Source organism: Trichocoleus sp. FACHB-90, from assembly GCF_014695505.1.
In the GTDB taxonomy this organism is placed as follows: Bacteria; Cyanobacteriota; Cyanobacteriia; order Cyanobacteriales; family FACHB-T130; genus Funiculus; species Funiculus sociatus.
Genome location: NZ_JACJOK010000061.1, coordinates 93,232 through 108,705, shown reverse-complemented (window position 1 = coordinate 108,705; position 15,474 = coordinate 93,232). Strand labels below are relative to the sequence as shown.

Below are 15,474 nucleotides of genomic sequence, written 5' to 3'. Positions count from 1 at the left end.
ATTCTTAGAAAACCTATTCACTGATATTCCATCTCAAGTTAAACCCACTGACAAAATATATCCCATTACCGTAGATATTCAAACTCTGAAAATTGAGGAAAGCACAAGCGCGGTAAGCGAGGCTATGCCGAAGGCGATCGCGCAAAAATTCTGCACCAAAATTCACCTTTATGAGAATGAGTAAAGTAGAGCGCGATCGCATCCTCTAGCAGAACCTTTACCTTCCTTGATATTCCTGTAACCAATCTTCTAAATCGGTAGCATCGGCGAAATCTAACAACGCCTCATTCAAATCTTCCAGTTGAGTAATAGATAGCGCCTCAATGCGTCTTTGCAGATTGGAGTCAAGTGTACCGCACAGGCGGGTAAGCGATCGCATAACCATCCTTAGCGCCTCTTCCTGCTTTCCTTCTTCCCGTCCCTTTTGGATAATATCTTGGTAAATTACAGATTCACGCATAACTTCCTCTCTAAACAAACTTTGAATTAAATTCTGGTTAAACCGTAAACCCGCTAATAGCTGAGTACAAGTCGAAAACTCTTTAAAACGGTTGCAGACGGAAGGAGAAATGGAGTCCACTGTCTTGCAGGGAGCCGCCTTGATTGTCGATAGACGTGAGGGGAATTCCCCAATCTAAACGGGCTAAAAAATATGGGGAAAGTTCCCAGCGCAATCCTAAACCAACGCTAGAAAGAGTTTGGGGAGTTGCGATTTCACTATTGTTGTTCCAAACGGTTCCGATATCAAAAAATGGAGCTATTTGGATAATTCCAATTCCATCGGGTTCGCGGATGAGGGGAAAGCGCACTTCTAGCGATCCAAGAAAGCCATTATCTGCAACTCTTTGATTTTGTCGGTAGCCGCGCACTGTATCAACGCCACCGATACTAAATTGTTCTAAAGAAAGTAGTGTGTCGTAGGAAAGTTGGATACCTGTACGGGCGATTAAAACAACGTTGCGTCCGAGAGCCTGAACGTACTGAAATTGTCCTACCCAACTGAAAAATTGCCCATCGGCTGCGGCTTCGTTGATGGTGGCGTTTAAAGCGTTCACGCCTACGCTAAATTGCGATCGCGCTGCAAAAACTCTGTTGGAGGAGCGATTTGTCCACTCTTGACTAAAACGCAAGGCGGTGACTGTGGACAAGCCATTTTCTGGCCCTTCCGAAAAAGAAAAGGGTATCTCACCTAATATATAAGTCTGGCTTTGTCGCCAATCAGCTGATACTGCAACTGCAAATTCTGTACTAGGCGTGCGGATAATTGGTTGACGGAACGAGAGTGATACAGTTTGCGCTTCACCTTCAATATTTAGCGGCGCAAAGGGTTCCTCTATAATCTTGCTGCTGTTGTTCCCATAGCGCAGGCTGAGGGTGCCATCAAGGGAATTTACGGGAATGTCGTAGCTTAAGCTGTAACTTCGGATACCTTCTGTTAGTCCATATTCGGCGGCGAAGCGATCGCCATATCCGAGTAAATTATTGTGACTGGCGGCAACTGTTCCTCTGATTTCCCCAACGCTGGGAGACTCTCGATTTTCCAGCAGGAAGGCGGTGGTGATGGGCGGCGTTTCCTTCAGGGAGAGGGTTAATATACTTAGTCCGGGAGCAGTTCCGGCTGTCAGTTCTGCTTGTACTGAACTTAGCAGCGGATTTAGTTGTAATAATTGTAACGCTTCTTCCAGACGTTGCAGATTAACTGGAGGTCGGGAGGCACGTTCGATGCGCGATCGCACATAATTTTCTCTGAGCCTATTTAACCCCTGAATTTCAACTTTTTCTATCGCTCCTTCTATTACCTGAATTGTAATCTCACCACTGGTTACATCTTGGGGCGGCAAAAATGCGCCGGAGGTAGTGTAGCGATCGCGAGTGTATAAATTTGTAATCGCAGTGCGAATCTCTAACAGTTGTTCAAAAGTTGCTTCCTTACCAATAAAGGGTTGTACAATTTCCTGTAATTTTTCTGGCGAAAAGACGGTACTCCCCAAAACCTTAATGCTCTTGATTTTGACTCTCACTCCCTCACCCGGTGGAGTTTCAGTTGGTTCTGGCTGTGGTGTTTGCAGGAAAGGTTCCGGTGATGGTGTCTCCTGGGGTGTGGGCAAAGGTTCCAGGTTAGAGCCTGGGGGTTCCACAGTTCCGGGCGGGATTTGAGGCGGTGTCTGTGGTAATTGTGCAACTGTGAATTGCAAGTCCTGCTGGGGAATCAATTCCCTCTCTAATAGCCCTGCGTTAAAACGGACTGAATTTGAGCTGTGAGATTTTAATTGCTGGCTGTCTGAACTGACTATTTCACCTTTGGAAAAATTTGGGTCATGGTCAACGCTAGACGGTGAGGCGGCGATGGTACTACAGCGCTTTTCGGGTGAGTGAGGTACACACCCCGACTTCTCCAAAAAGTCGGGGATCTCTTCACATAGCCTGGACTTCATCCGACTGCAAGCCGCTGTATCCTCTTGCATCAGCGTATTTTCTGGATTTCCAGCCCAAGCTGGCGATCGCGTAAGAGCCAGGAAACTCCAGCTGAGGCATAACAACCCTGTATTGATCGCAAACAGCTTAGAATTCATGGCTTTTATCAGTAAATCTACGGTTCGTCAATGATTCAGTAAAACTATTGAGTTGAGGTGTAGAAAGTTGTACGAATTACCAAATCCTTATAACTCATGGTTTTACATCCGTAAATCTACGGTCTGGTTCGGTAAGATTCCGTAAAACTGCTGAAATAGTTCAGTGGAGATACAGACAATTGAAAGTATCTCCACTAAAATAACAATAATCTACCTAATGATACATGACTAAGCTATATATAATATGCAACGGTTGGCATCGCTTCATTCTTTTATTTTTGTCGGGGTTTATTCTTTGTTTTGCACTCAACGCTTTGCCGATCAAGTCAGCAGAGGTGTCGGTAGCGACTCAACCTTTTTCGGATAAGGCAGACCTAACCCCCCAACCCCCTTCCCTATCAGGGAAGGGGGAGAAATTGCAGGAACCTCTCCCCTACAAGGAGAGGTTAACCGAAAAGTATGGGGTAGCGACTCACCAGACAAGCGTTATCGCTTCTACTTCCTCTGTGGCGCTGGTGCAACAGGGGATTGAACGCTATCAAGTAGGAAATTTTACAGAAGCGATCGCACTTTGGCAAGAAGCACTCGCGCAAACTAAACAAGCCAAAGATCGGGCTGTTATTCACACTAACCTGGCAGTAGCTTATCGCCAAACTGGCAAAATAGATCGAGCGATCGCTTCCTGGGAGCAAGCGATTCAAATTTACGCAAAAGATGGCAAGTCGGATCGCCAAATAGCGAAATTGTTGACAGAACAAGCGCAAGCTTACAGCGATTTAGGACAGTATCGAAAAGCGATCGCACTTTTACAGCCTGGTATTAAAATTTCCGACAAGTCCACGCAAGCCGCAGCCCAAGGAGCTTTGGGAAACGCTTACTGGGCATTAGGCGACTACGAGCAAGCATTAGCAGCTCACGACGCTAGCCTGAAAATTGCCCGCGAGCTGCAATCTAATAATCTCCAAAGCACTGCTCTAAATAATCGTGGCAATGTTTATCTGAGTCGAGCTGAGCGATATCGCTACCAGGCAACTTTGGCTCGTCTAGAAGGAGATCCGCAGTTCAAAGAGTTGACAAAACTGGCAGAAAATGATGTAGACGCTGCTCAGTCGTCTTTTCAGGAAAGTGTAGCACTAGGGGGAAGCGGATCGGCTATACAAGCTTTGCTGAATTTGAACCGCCTGTTAGAGCGATCGCCTTCGCCAAATTTGGCAGAAATTGCCAATAACCGCAACTCTGCGCTCGCCTTAATAGAACAAGCGCCAGATTCGCGAGATAAAGTATACGCCTTAATTAATATTGCCGACAGTTTAAAGCGTCAGAATTCCACAGAAGAAGTGGCGAATCGTATTTCAGAATTTCCAGTTTGGATATTAGAAAAAGCCCTCACCATTGCTAAAAATATTGGCGATAGTCGCGCCGAATCTTTTGCTCTTGGTAGCTTAGGGAATTTGTACGAAGTTTCTAGGGAATATGAAAAAGCGCTCTTGTTGACAGGTGAAGCTCAATTAGCTGCACAAAAAGTTAACGCTGCTGATAGTTTGTATCGTTGGCAATGGCAGGCGGGGCGGATTTATAAAGCCATCGATAAACAAAGTCAAGCGATCGCATCTTTTAAGGGCGCGATCGCTACTCTCCAAAGTATTCGCGGCGACATCGTTGTAGCTAACAAAGAGTTGCAATTTAACTTCCGCGACGACGTGGAGCCAGTTTACCGAGGACTGATGGAGTTATTGTTAGCAACCGAGAATCAACTTTACGGGCGAAGCATTGCACCAGAAGATTCAAAGCTTGTAGCTCAAGATAATAGCCGCAATGCTTCCCCCCTACTAAAAGACAATTCTCTCAAAACTGTTATCGGCACCTTAGAATCCCTTAAACTAGCAGAATTGCAAAATTTCTTTGGCGATGATTGTGTGCAAGTAGCACTAAATAATAACCAGAGAAATGGAGCTATTCCTGACGCCAATGCAGCTGCAATTTACTCAGTCATTTTGGACGACCGCACCGAAATGATTTTTCAACGTCCCAATGGGACAATGAGCAGCTATAAGGTAGAAATTGGCAAACAGCAACTAGAAAAAGAAATCGAGCTGTTACGCAATTTGTTAGAAAATCGGGGAAGCGAAGAATATCTCACCCAAGCCCAAAAAGTTTACAACTTGCTGATTCGCCCGATGGAGGCAGATTTAGCTGCATCCAAACTGCGTACCTTAGTCTTCATTAATGATGGGGTAATGCGACAGATACCGATGTCAGCGCTGCATGATGGCAAAGAATTTTTAATTCAGAAATATGCGATCGCTACCACACCCAGCATCAACCTTACTAACAGTCAATCCCAAGACAGGCGCAAGCTGAAAGCTTTAATTATGGGCTTAACTGTCGAAAAACCGCCATTTGCGCCGCTAATGAATGTTGAAGCCGAGGTGAAAGCCGTCAAACAAATTCTTGGCGGTACTCCCCTAGTAGACAACGCCTTCACCCTGGAAAACTTGCAAACCCAACTCCAGCAAGATAGCTACCCGGTCGTTCACATGGCGACACACGGCAAATTTGGAGTAGATGCCGAGAACACCTTTTTATTAGGGTATGACGAGCAAATTAGTATCGAGCAAATTGATAACTTATTGCGATCGCGTCCTGGTAAACCAGCAGTCAAACTCCTAACCTTGAGTGCTTGTCAAACCGCCGCTGGTGACAATCGTTCCGCCTTGGGAATTGCTGGCGTAGCAGTTCGCGCCGGAGTGGAAAGCGCACTTGCTACTCTGTGGTTTATCAATGACGAAGCTACAGTTCCGCTAATTGAAGAATTTTATACGCAACTAAGCCAACCAGGAATTACCAAAGTAGAAGCACTTCAAAAAGCTCAACTTAAAATGATCGCCAATTTCGATTACAACCATCCTGCTCTTTGGTCGCCTTTTATCCTCATCGGAAATTGGCTGTAAAAATCCTTGTTCCTAAGCTGCGGACTGAGAAAGAAAACAATTACCAATTACCTCTCAAATGAAAAATTACCCATTTCTTGCTTTTTCCCTTTTACCTTTTACCTTGTGCCTTTCTCTCCCCATTCCTGCCATTGCTCAAATCTCTTCTGATGGCAGTGTCCCTACTACAGTTACACCTGGCAACAACTTTACGATTAATGGAGGACTCAGAACTGGAAGCAACTTATTTCACAGTTTTTCAGAATTTTCTGTACCCAACGGCGGTAGCGCTTACTTCAACAACGCTTTTGATGTTCAGAACATTATCAATCGCGTCACAGGTACATCTATCTCAAATATTGATGGTTTGCTCAGAGCAAACGGTACAGCTAACTTATTTCTAATCAATCCCAACGGCATCATCTTTGGAGAAAACTCTTCGCTCAATATTGGTGGTTCATTTGTAGCAACAACTGCCAATGCTCTCCGGTTAGCTAATGGTGATGTTTTCAGTAGCGATCGCGCTCAACCATTACCATCACAAATACTAAATGTAGCTCCTTCTGCCCTGTTATTTAATCAAATTGCCGCAGGAAATATCATTAATCGCTCCGTAACTCCAGATGCAAATCCGATAAATCCCGGCTCCCTGAACGGTTTGCGAGTAAATGATGGTAATAGTATCTTGCTTTTAGGTGGCAATGTAACAGTAGATGGCGGTGTATTAACTTCCCTAAGCGGTATTATCGAGTTAACGGGATTAGCAGGAGCAGGAGAACTAGGGTTAAAGTTTTTTGGCAGCGTTCCCTTTGTAGATTTTGCTCAAGCCGATGCCCAAGGAGTGCAAAATGCAGATGTATTAATTACCAATAGCTCAAGGATTAATACAAGTGCTGCAATCGGCAACAAATTTAATGCTGGCGGTATTTTCATTAGAGGCAAAACAGTTTCTATAGAAAATAAAGCGGAACTAGCTACCAGTATCTATGAACCAGAAAATGCTGGTTTAGTATTAATTGCCGCTACAGAAAACATTTCAATCACAGGCGAAAGTAAAATTCTCAGCACTGTAGAATCTCAAGGAGTAGGCAAGGCTGGCGGTATTATTATCACCGCTCCTTCAATTTCAGTCCAAGATGGCGCTCAATTACAAACTCTAGTCCGTGGAGGTGGTATTGGAAATGCCGGAGTAATATCTTTACAAGCTACAAATAATGTCTCTCTTACAGGCGATGGAAGTGGGATTTTCAGCACTGTGGAATCCACAGGCATCGGCAATGCTGGTGGTATTGTTATTAACTCTCCTTCAATCTCCCTACAAGACGGCGCTCAACTGCAAACTCTGGTACGGGAAAATGGTTTAGGAAATGCAGGATTGATATTTTTAGAAGCTACAGACTCGGTTTCTTTAGAAGGTAATGGTACTGCAATTCTTAGCACTATACAACCCGGAGCTGTGGGAAATCTTGATACTCTTGCTGGGAATATTTTTGGCGATTCATTAGCCACAGGTGGGGATCTCATTGCTTCTATTGGTATCGAAACTGGAACGCTTAGCATAAAAAATGGCGCTCAAATTAATACCAGCACTGGAGGAATAGGCAATGCTGGCGCTGTAATTGTGTTAGCAAAAGATTCTGTTTCTATAGAAAATGGCATCGGGATATTAAGTGGTGTAGCAGAAGAAGCAACAGGATCGGGCGGCGGTATCATTATGGTTAGTAAGTCTTTTTCTGCTACTAATGGCGGTGGATTAACAACTGAAACTCAAGGACAAGGTAACGCTGGCGTTATACTTTTGGTAGTCGAAGATTCTATTTCTCTTAAAGGTAATAACGCACCACCGACATCATTACAAACTGGCATTGCTAGTACGGCAAGCCAGGGAAGCAGCGGCAAAGGCGGCGGGATTATTATTAATTCTCGATCGCTTTCGATAACTGATGGCGCTGGAGTTAGTGTCAGCAGTGCAGCAACAGGCAGCGCTGGCGACATTATTATGACGATGAGCCAAGACATAACGATGGACGGCGGGAGCATTACAGCCGAGTCTTTGCAAACTGGCGGTGGTAATATCGTGATTTCTGCCAAAGATATCAGCCTGCGTAATAGTAGCCTGATTAGCACCAGCGTTTTTAATGGCGACGGTGGCGGCGGCGATGTCGTTCTCGTGGGAACTAACCCAGAATCTTCACAATTCATTGCTCTGGAAGATAGCGACCTTCTGGCGGCTGCTGAAAATGGCCCAGGAGGAAACATCACGGGTAGAGATATCCCTGCTTTTATCTATGACAAATATGCTCCGGTTCGCAAAGACTTTGTTGATGCCAGGATATTTCGTAATAACGGTCGCGTTGATATTTCAGCTTCCTCTAGATTTGGCACCAATGGTGTAGTCGATGTGCCAGATTTCACCTTTTTACAAAATTCGATTTCGCCGTTAGCAGCTAATTTTGTTAGTCCCGATCAAGTGGTGGCTGGTAGTTGTCTGGCGCGGCGCAATGTGGAACGGGGAAGTTTCACAGTCACGGGTACGGGTGGTTTACAGCCGACTCCGTATGATGCACAAAGCGATCGCTACCGTCTCGTAGATGTCCAACCCCTTGAGGAGGGACAAGAGGAACAAGGTGAACAAGAGGCAATTCCCAATTCCCAATTCCCAATTCCCAATTCCCAAAATTGGAAACTGGGCGATCGCGTTGTTGAAGCCCAAGCAATGACCGCTACGGCAGATAGACGCATTCTCGTCGCCACAGCTGCTCAAAAGGTGGAACCTGTCAGTGCTAAGGATTTAATTTGCCATCCCGACACTGAGCCGGAAAAGGCTGAGTAATACTAAATCATTAGTTATGCGTTAAAAATTTAGCATTGTTTACACTGCCTTGCCAGGGATAGCAGCCCTAAATGATTCGTGAAGGCGAGATACCCGACTTCTCTCTCGAAGTCGGGTATCTGAAGGGCTGGCTCATAACTCAAATAGCATTGCTATATATCAGGTTTTGCTTGAGTGAGATTATTCTCGTTTCCAGCCAAAGACCCGAAGGAATCCGGGAAAAAGTCAGAAATATGGAAAATGCGATCGCCAACGTGTAGTAAAAAAAACTACGGGCATCACAACATCTGTGTATATCTATGGCTACTTCCCGTCAATTCGCTACTACAGTAACCGGAACTGCATCAATTCTTTTGATCCAGTTCTTCGGCTTAATCGATACTCCCCTCAATTCGATATTCAATCGTGTATCTAGCGATCTAGGGTTTAACTCGATGGCTTACGCAGATGTTGTGCTGAAAGCTCAAGCTGATTCTGATTCTAGGTTTGAGCCTGGTGACATAGGTGCGCCGAAAGACACCAAAGGCACTGGCACCCAAGTGCGCTATCAGCCACCCGACGATCTCGATGCTCCCAGCGGCACCAGAGGCACTGGCTCCCGCGGCTCATGCGGTGAAGCTGCCTCTGTATCTCTAACTTTGCTAGTTCCGAAAAATCACACCGGATTGACTGCATCAAGTCATCCCACCTTTTTCTGGTATCTGTCAGCTGACCCTGGAGTCCCGATCAACTTTACACTGGTGGAACCAGGAGTACCCAAACCAATCATTCAGCAACAGATAGACAAACCCAAGGCTGGAATTAATCAGCTCCAAATGCCCAAAGACCTGCCAGAACTGGTTCCGGGACGGCAATACCGCTGGACAGTGACACTGCTTTGCAATCCCGATCGACCCTCTGTTAATCCTATAGCTCAGGCAAGGATTAAGCGCGTACAAGCATCACCCGCTCTATTGGAACAACTCGCGGCGGCTAATTCAGACTTTGACAAGGCAGCAATCTATGCTGGTGCTAGTTTATGGTATGACACTCTAGCAGCAATTTCAGCAGCCCGTACTGCTAATCCCAACGATCAATTTATCCGCAATGATTTTCTGTTGCTCTTAGAAACAGTTGGACTCAAGGAAGTGACAGATATGGAGCGGCAACAACTGGTGAAGCAGTAAACTGGGGACTAGGGTAACGTCTTCTCAATCACCTCCTGACCAATCCCTAGTAATACAAAATTAAGTTTGTCTCCGCTAAAATAAAAGGCAGTTTTTAAGAAGAAAACTGCCTTTTTCTTATCAAATTAGTTCACTTAAGAATAGTTGTAGTTGTATAGCCATCCTAAATGATTCCTGAACTTTTGTAGGGACACGGCACTGCCGTGTCCCTACACCAGGGCGAATACTTTTTCACAACTTAAATAGGATTGCTATAGGTTAGATTCCTCAATCCCCTAATTCCCAGTCTCTGACTTGGAACGAAAAAAGGAGGCTCTCCCTCCTATAATATCGCCTGAGGCATAGCCTCACAACTTGCATTTCCACCCCGAAACTGGGAATGAGAATGTTACTTTTTAGATTGGGATGCCAGAAATTGCTTCAGCTGAAGCAAACTTAGGGTCTGCCCTACATTCAGCGGTAGCAGAGATATCCCTTCCAGACGCGACTGCACCCAATTTTCTCCCCAGTACCACTCGTGATAACCATCAATTCCTTGACTCAGAATCAGGCGCAGACAGTGGGGCTGGGCTATTTCTACCTTGTGTTCTATCGCTACGAGTCCCGCCCAACTCGTGTAGGTTAATCCCTCATGCAGCTGTTCCGGTAGTCCAGCAGGAAAGCGCTGCGACCATAGCCACTGGCGCAACAGGTTTGTACGCAGCAGGCTGTCGCCGATGGCTGTTGCTGGGGAATTTACTTCAATTCTGAGATGGCTTTGTTGAAAGGTTCCTAGCATAAGGAGTTTTTTGTTGTTAGTTGTTACTGGTACAAAATTTTCTATCTACCTATCCTAACTAATTGTATTAGACCTCTTGCAAAAGTCAGCCCTGAATGAAATTTATTTCGGGCTGAAAGCCAAAGTTAGCCCTGAAATAAATTTCGGGCTGAAAGCTAAAGTTAGCTAAAGCTAACTGGCAAACATCCTCAACCCGTTTTAACGGGTTTTAGCTTTAAGCGTGAACTTTAGTTCAAGGCATTTATGCAAGAGGTCTATTGAATACAGCTAATTTGATATGTTTTTCTTACCCTATTTTATAAATAATTTCATTTATTTTTTACAATTATAGTTATTTTTCTATAATAAAAATCGTTTAGTGTTTATTTCTAAAAAACAGATCCAGGGGCGATTCAAGTGATAAGAAACAAGAGATGCGCCATCACTCGTGCCGCCATGCTTACAATAAAAATAGAGTCTGTTAAGAAATGTAAGGTTTTTTCATGGCTGATCAGTTAATTCGGGCTACAGCGGCAGAGGGTGGAATTCGCGCCGTTGGTGTCATCACAACACGCCTTGCACAAGAAGCTAAACAGCGGCACAACCTCTCCTACGTAGCGAGTGCGGCGCTGGGACGCGCTATGTCATCGGGACTATTACTTGCCTCTAGCATGAAGCGTGAGGGGTCAAGGGTCAACATCCGCGTCAAGGGCAATGGGCCGCTAGGTGGGCTGCTGGTAGACGCGGGATTAGACGGAACGGTGCGGGGTTATGTGGAAAACCCAACTGTGGAACTGCCTCCGAATGCCAAAGGCAAACTCGATGTAGGCGGTGCTATAGGTCGGGAAGGATACCTGTATGTGGTGCGCGATGTTGGATACGGCTACCCGTATTCCAGTACCGTTGAGCTGGTTTCGGGGGAAATTGGGGATGATGTCGCTCATTACCTGGTGACATCCGAACAGACACCCTCGGCGCTAGTGGTGGGTGTATTTCTGGAGGCTGGCAAAGTAACCGCGTCTGGCGGTTTACTGTTGCAAATCATGCCCAAGGCGGAGCGAGACGAGCAACTGGTGCAAACTTTAGAATCTCGAATGCAGTCGCTGGCGGGGTTTACGCCTTTGTTACAGGCTGGTAAGACGCTGCCGGAAATTTTTGAACAGCTACTGGGAGACATGGGTCTGGTAATATTACCAGAAGTCCAAATGGTACGTTTTCACTGTGGTTGCTCCATGCGTCGGGTTTTGGGTGCATTAAAGATGCTGGGTGAAGCAGAACTGCAAGACATGATTGAAAAAGATGATGGAGCAGAAGCTACTTGTCATTTTTGCGGAGAAGTTTACCAAGCGAGTAGTGACGAATTGGCGGCACTGATTGAAGATTTACGAGCAGGGTCTGTTTAGCTGTAAATGGCTAAGGTGAAGATGGCTAAATGAACAATTAGCAATTAGAAAACAACTCCGGATAGAGGTAGCTTTTTCTGGCTTATAGGAGTAGCATTGCAACTACTGTATGTGCTAGAAAAGCATTCGTCCGAGGCGAAGCGTATTGTGGTGTGAGTAAGCTATGACCAGAAATCCGGAAATTCCAGAGCGCGGGCGTTTAGGCAAGTCTTCCAATCGCGGTTGGTCAGGAGATAAGAAATCGCCTGCCTCTGGGAGTCCGAGCGATCGCGTCTCCCCAAAGGCACCCGCTCCTAAACGCTCATCTCCACAAGATAGTCGTCCTAGCCGTTCGGCAGTTAATACTCCACAAGGGCTTGAGCCTAATCCATCTTTACAGCCCCAGTCACCGACAGAAGAACCCCAGAAACCTAAGAAAAAGAGGGGTTTACGCTTGCCGACAAGCTGGGCGTTTTGGGGGGCGTTGGTCGTCCTGCTCTCTGGTGGGATGGGATTTATGGCGGTGGCGCTGTTGTTTAAGCTGCCAGCTTTGCCTAATTGCCCAGCGATTTTTTGGCCTACTGCTAGTGCTTCGCTACGACTAACCTGCGCTCAGATAGCGGCTTCTAAGCAGACGGCGGACAATTTGCTTTCAGCGATCGCGTTGGTGAATTCTTTGCCAAAAGATCACCCCCTGCGTCCAGAAATTGACCGCAATTTGGAAGAGTGGTCACTGGATATCTTGAAATTAGGCGAGGAATCTTTCCAAGCGGGAAAATTGGAGGAAGCGATCGCAGTGGCGAGGAAAATTCCCACTGGTGTTCCTGCTTACAAGTTAGTAGACGAGCGCGTAACTCGCTGGCAGTCTATTTGGTCAAAGGCGGAAGGATACTATGAAAAAGCCACTGATGAAGTGCGCGAGTCTAACTGGACTCAGGCTTTTCGGGAAGCAGTGCAACTGGTTTATTTAGGAAATAACTACTGGGCTACTACCAAGTACGATGAACTGGTTAGTTTGATTCAGGCGGCGCGGGAAGAAAGCGCCAAGTTAGATAAAGCGTTCCAGCTGGCAAGAGCCGGGGGATTAAATAATCTCTTGGAGGCGATCAAACTAGCACAGGCAATTCCTGCAAACAGTCTGGCATATAAGGAAGCTCAAGGTGCTGTGACAGACTTTGCGCGGAAATTAATTGATATGGCTCAAGAGGCGCTAGATAGAAAAGACTGGCAAACCGTAATTTTAATTACGAATAAAATTCCCGAAAGTCTCAATCTCCAAGTAGAGGCTCAAGATTTAAACGATTTGGCTAATGCTCAGTCTCGCGCCGCACAAGGAACTGTAACAGATTTGGAAGAAGCGATCGCGCTTGCCCAAAAGCTAGATTTAGGGCGACCATTATACGATAAAGCCCAAGAATTAATAACTCGTTGGCAGCGAGAAATTGAAGATGTGGCGCATCTAGAACGGGCGGGAGAATTGGCAAAAGGTGGAACTGTAGGCGATTTATCAGCAGCGATCGCGGAAGCCCAGCTGATTCCCAGCACTAATCCTCGTTACTCGCAAGCAAGAGCGCAAATTAGTAACTGGACAAGTCAAATTGAAACCATAGAAGACCGTCCCTATCTCGATAGCGCCGAACAATACGCGAATTATGGGGATGCTGGTTCCCTCTCTGAAGCAGTTAACCAAGCTAGTCAAATTCGCCAAGGACGCGCCCTTTATAGCGAGGCTAGGGGCAAAATCCGCCAGTGGACTGAAAAAATTGAGCGTCAGCAAGACCAGCCTTACCTCGACCAAGCGAAAGCCTTGGCTGATGCAGGCGATTTATCTGGCGCTATTGCTACAGCGGATCAGATTCAGCCAGGACGGGCGTTGTATCAAGAGGCTCAAAGGCAAATCGGCCGGTGGACTAACCGAATCCAACGGATAGAGGATCAGCCTTACCTCGACCAAGCAAGAGCTTTGGCGGTTTCGGGCAATCTTCCCGGCGCTATTAGCTCCGCTGGACAAGTTAAAGCGGGAAGGGCGCTTTACGGTGAAGCTCAGGAAAAAATTAAAGGCTGGCGTCGGGAACTGCGATCTACTGAGATTTTGCAATCAGCTTATCAGTTAGCGAATCCAGGGACACCGGATGCGATCGCCCAAGCCGTGCAAACAGCCCAAGAGGTGCGTAACTCGGCGCGAGTCGGTTCCCAAGCTAGAGAAGCCATTAATCGCTGGAGTTACCAACTTTTATCGATGGCGCAGGATCAGTCCAGGAATGACTTGCGAAGAGCGATCACGATCGCCCAAAATATCCCCAGCGGTACATCCGCCTACTCTGATGCTCAAGCTTCAATTGAGGCTTGGAAAAAAAGCATAGAGCCTCCAGCTTCCCTCGAAACAACGCCAAATTAGGGGCTGGGGACTGGGGGCTGGGGACTAGGGACTGGGGGCTGGGGACTAGGGACTAGGTACTAGGGACAAGGTACTAGGGACAAGGGACTGGGCAAGATTCTTACCGAATTCCAATCATCAATCCCCAATTCCCAATCCCCAATTCCCAATCCCCAATCCCCAATCCCCAATCCCCAATTCCCAATCCCCAATCCCCAATTCCCGATTCCCAGTCCCCAATCCCCAATCCCCAATTCCCAATCCCCAATCCCCAATCCCCAATCCCCAATCCCCAATTCCCAATCCCCAATCCCCAATCCCCAATCCCCAACCTATTACTGGCTGATTGTAGTGGGTATCTGCACAGTAAATGTAGTCCAACCATCGGAGCTTTTTACCTGAATAGTTCCTTCTAGTTTTTCCACTAACTGATGCACCAAAGCCAAACCTAATCCGCTTCCACCTTGTTTCCAAAAATCTGCATCAGGAACCCGATAAAATTTATCAAATATTTTAGGTAAATACGCCGCCCGTATTTCGGCTTGATTACTAATATTAAAAGTAACTGTTGCCGTTGAGTTGCTTTCTGTAGAACAATCATTCAACTCGACGCTGATGGAAATTTCTCCATATTTTGGCGTATATTTACACGCATTATTAACCAGTTCTCTCAATATCTGTTCCAGACACGGGCGGTCTGAGGTAATTGGGGGAAGGTGGGGAGGAAGATTAACTTTGAGGATTTGCTGACGCTGTTCTATACGTAATTGAAAAGGCTCGATTATATTAGATAACCAATATTGTAAAATTAAAGTTTCTAAGGATGTTTCCTGTATTTCAGATTCTAATCTTTGCCAATCCAAGATATTATTAACCATATCCATCTCTCGGACACATTCCGCTTCTAATAACTTCCTGTAGTGCTGCTTTCGTTCTTCGTTAGGGATAACTTCTAACATTTGGATCATCATCTTCATATTTGCCAGAGGCGCACGCAGTTCGTGGGAGACTGTAGCCAGCAAATCATTTTTCTTAACATTTAAGTCTTGGAGTTCTTGGATTTTATTTTGCAGATTGGTAACGGCTTCTTGTTTTTTCAGACGAATAGCGATCGCTTCTAACAATTCCGCCCTGGTAAAAGGCTTAGTCAGATAATCATCAGCCCCCAACTGCATCCCTTGGCGCAAGTCTGCTCTATCCGTTTTAGCTGTGAGAAAAATGAAGGGAATCATAGCCGTAGCCTGATCTTGGCGCAACGTATTTAGCACAGCGTAACCATCAAAATCTGGCATCATAATGTCGCAGATAATCAAATCGGGTTTGTGAACTGTGGCAAATTTTACGCCCACATCACCGTTTTCTGCACCGATAAACTCAAACCCTTCAGCCTTCAACAGAAGGAGCAGGTTGTTTCTAACTGCTGGCTCGTCTTCAATCACCAGAATCTTCTTCACAG

Annotated in this window: 12 protein-coding genes; 6 read left to right on the top strand and 6 right to left on the bottom strand. The window is 46.0% G+C overall.

Features of this window, described 5'->3' with window-relative positions; translation table 11 throughout:
• Positions 1–13 precede the first annotated feature (13 nt).
• From H6F74_RS18330 to H6F74_RS18320, 3 genes are all read right to left on the bottom strand, one after another.
• A complete protein-coding gene (locus H6F74_RS18330) occupies positions 14–202 on the bottom strand; it encodes a hypothetical protein (RefSeq protein WP_190443635.1) in 189 nt (62 codons plus the stop codon).
• A 15-nt stretch (positions 203–217) separates the two neighbouring features.
• Positions 218–460 (bottom strand): DUF4351 domain-containing protein, encoded by a 243-nt coding sequence (locus H6F74_RS18325; RefSeq protein ID WP_190443634.1) that lies wholly within the window; start codon positions 458–460, stop codon positions 218–220.
• An 82-nt stretch (positions 461–542) separates the two neighbouring features.
• Complete coding sequence (locus H6F74_RS18320; RefSeq protein ID WP_199301379.1) at positions 543–2,573, bottom strand: ShlB/FhaC/HecB family hemolysin secretion/activation protein; 2,031 nt, start codon at positions 2,571–2,573, stop codon at positions 543–545.
• A 224-nt stretch (positions 2,574–2,797) separates the two neighbouring features.
• Between H6F74_RS18320 and H6F74_RS18315 the strand changes: the two genes are divergently transcribed.
• From H6F74_RS18315 to H6F74_RS18300, 4 genes are all read left to right on the top strand, one after another.
• Complete coding sequence (locus tag H6F74_RS18315) at positions 2,798–5,524, top strand: CHAT domain-containing protein (protein ID WP_190443633.1); 2,727 nt, start codon at positions 2,798–2,800, stop codon at positions 5,522–5,524.
• A 58-nt stretch (positions 5,525–5,582) separates the two neighbouring features.
• Complete coding sequence (locus tag H6F74_RS18310; RefSeq protein WP_190443632.1) at positions 5,583–8,336, top strand: filamentous hemagglutinin N-terminal domain-containing protein; 2,754 nt, start codon at positions 5,583–5,585, stop codon at positions 8,334–8,336.
• 71 nt (positions 8,337–8,407) lie between these two features.
• The gene (locus tag H6F74_RS18305) at positions 8,408–8,596 is read left to right on the top strand and encodes a hypothetical protein (RefSeq protein WP_190443631.1); all 189 of its coding nucleotides are present in this window, start codon (positions 8,408–8,410) and stop codon (positions 8,594–8,596) included.
• A gap of 39 nt (positions 8,597–8,635) precedes the next feature.
• Positions 8,636–9,502 carry a DUF928 domain-containing protein gene (locus H6F74_RS18300; RefSeq protein WP_190443630.1) on the top strand — a complete coding sequence of 289 codons (867 nt, stop codon included), beginning with the start codon at positions 8,636–8,638 and terminating at the stop codon, positions 9,500–9,502.
• A gap of 388 nt (positions 9,503–9,890) precedes the next feature.
• Here H6F74_RS18300 and H6F74_RS18295 read toward each other — a convergent pair whose 3' ends face one another.
• Positions 9,891–10,280, bottom strand: a complete 390-nt coding sequence (locus H6F74_RS18295; protein ID WP_190443629.1) for a hypothetical protein — start codon at positions 10,278–10,280, stop codon at positions 9,891–9,893.
• 482 nt (positions 10,281–10,762) lie between these two features.
• Between H6F74_RS18295 and hslO the strand changes: the two genes are divergently transcribed.
• Together hslO and H6F74_RS18285 are read left to right on the top strand one after the other, a co-directional pair.
• Positions 10,763–11,662, top strand: coding sequence for an Hsp33 family molecular chaperone HslO (gene hslO / locus H6F74_RS18290; protein WP_190443628.1), 900 nt, complete (start codon positions 10,763–10,765; stop codon positions 11,660–11,662).
• Positions 11,663–11,825: 163 nt separating this feature from the next.
• Positions 11,826–14,039, top strand: coding sequence for a chromosome segregation ATPase (locus tag H6F74_RS18285; protein ID WP_190443627.1), 2,214 nt, complete (start codon positions 11,826–11,828; stop codon positions 14,037–14,039).
• 117 nt (positions 14,040–14,156) lie between these two features.
• Here H6F74_RS18285 and H6F74_RS18280 read toward each other — a convergent pair whose 3' ends face one another.
• Positions 14,157–14,399, bottom strand: a complete 243-nt coding sequence (locus tag H6F74_RS18280; RefSeq protein ID WP_190443626.1) for a hypothetical protein — start codon at positions 14,397–14,399, stop codon at positions 14,157–14,159.
• The gene (locus tag H6F74_RS18275; protein WP_190443625.1) at positions 14,354–15,472 is read right to left on the bottom strand and encodes a response regulator; all 1,119 of its coding nucleotides are present in this window, start codon (positions 15,470–15,472) and stop codon (positions 14,354–14,356) included. Before H6F74_RS18275 ends, H6F74_RS18280 begins: the two co-directional genes overlap by 46 nt.
• Between the last annotated feature and the right edge of the window lie 2 nt (positions 15,473–15,474).

What these genes read in the sequence shown, in the direction of transcription:
- H6F74_RS18310 (WP_190443632.1), top strand. Translation starts at nt 5,583, where the DNA reads ATGAAAAATTACCCATTTCTTGCTTTTTCCCTTTTACCTTTTACCTTG.
- H6F74_RS18300 (WP_190443630.1), top strand. Translation starts at nt 8,636, where the DNA reads ATGGCTACTTCCCGTCAATTCGCTACTACAGTAACCGGAACTGCATCA.
- H6F74_RS18305 (WP_190443631.1), top strand. Translation starts at nt 8,408, where the DNA reads ATGATTCGTGAAGGCGAGATACCCGACTTCTCTCTCGAAGTCGGGTAT.
- H6F74_RS18285 (WP_190443627.1), top strand. Translation starts at nt 11,826, where the DNA reads ATGACCAGAAATCCGGAAATTCCAGAGCGCGGGCGTTTAGGCAAGTCT.
- H6F74_RS18295 (WP_190443629.1), bottom strand. Translation starts at nt 10,280, where the DNA reads ATGCTAGGAACCTTTCAACAAAGCCATCTCAGAATTGAAGTAAATTCC.
- H6F74_RS18325 (WP_190443634.1), bottom strand. Translation starts at nt 460, where the DNA reads ATGCGTGAATCTGTAATTTACCAAGATATTATCCAAAAGGGACGGGAA.
- hslO (WP_190443628.1), top strand. Translation starts at nt 10,763, where the DNA reads ATGGCTGATCAGTTAATTCGGGCTACAGCGGCAGAGGGTGGAATTCGC.
- H6F74_RS18320 (WP_199301379.1), bottom strand. Translation starts at nt 2,573, where the DNA reads ATGAATTCTAAGCTGTTTGCGATCAATACAGGGTTGTTATGCCTCAGC.
- H6F74_RS18315 (WP_190443633.1), top strand. Translation starts at nt 2,798, where the DNA reads ATGACTAAGCTATATATAATATGCAACGGTTGGCATCGCTTCATTCTT.
- H6F74_RS18330 (WP_190443635.1), bottom strand. Translation starts at nt 202, where the DNA reads ATGCGATCGCGCTCTACTTTACTCATTCTCATAAAGGTGAATTTTGGT.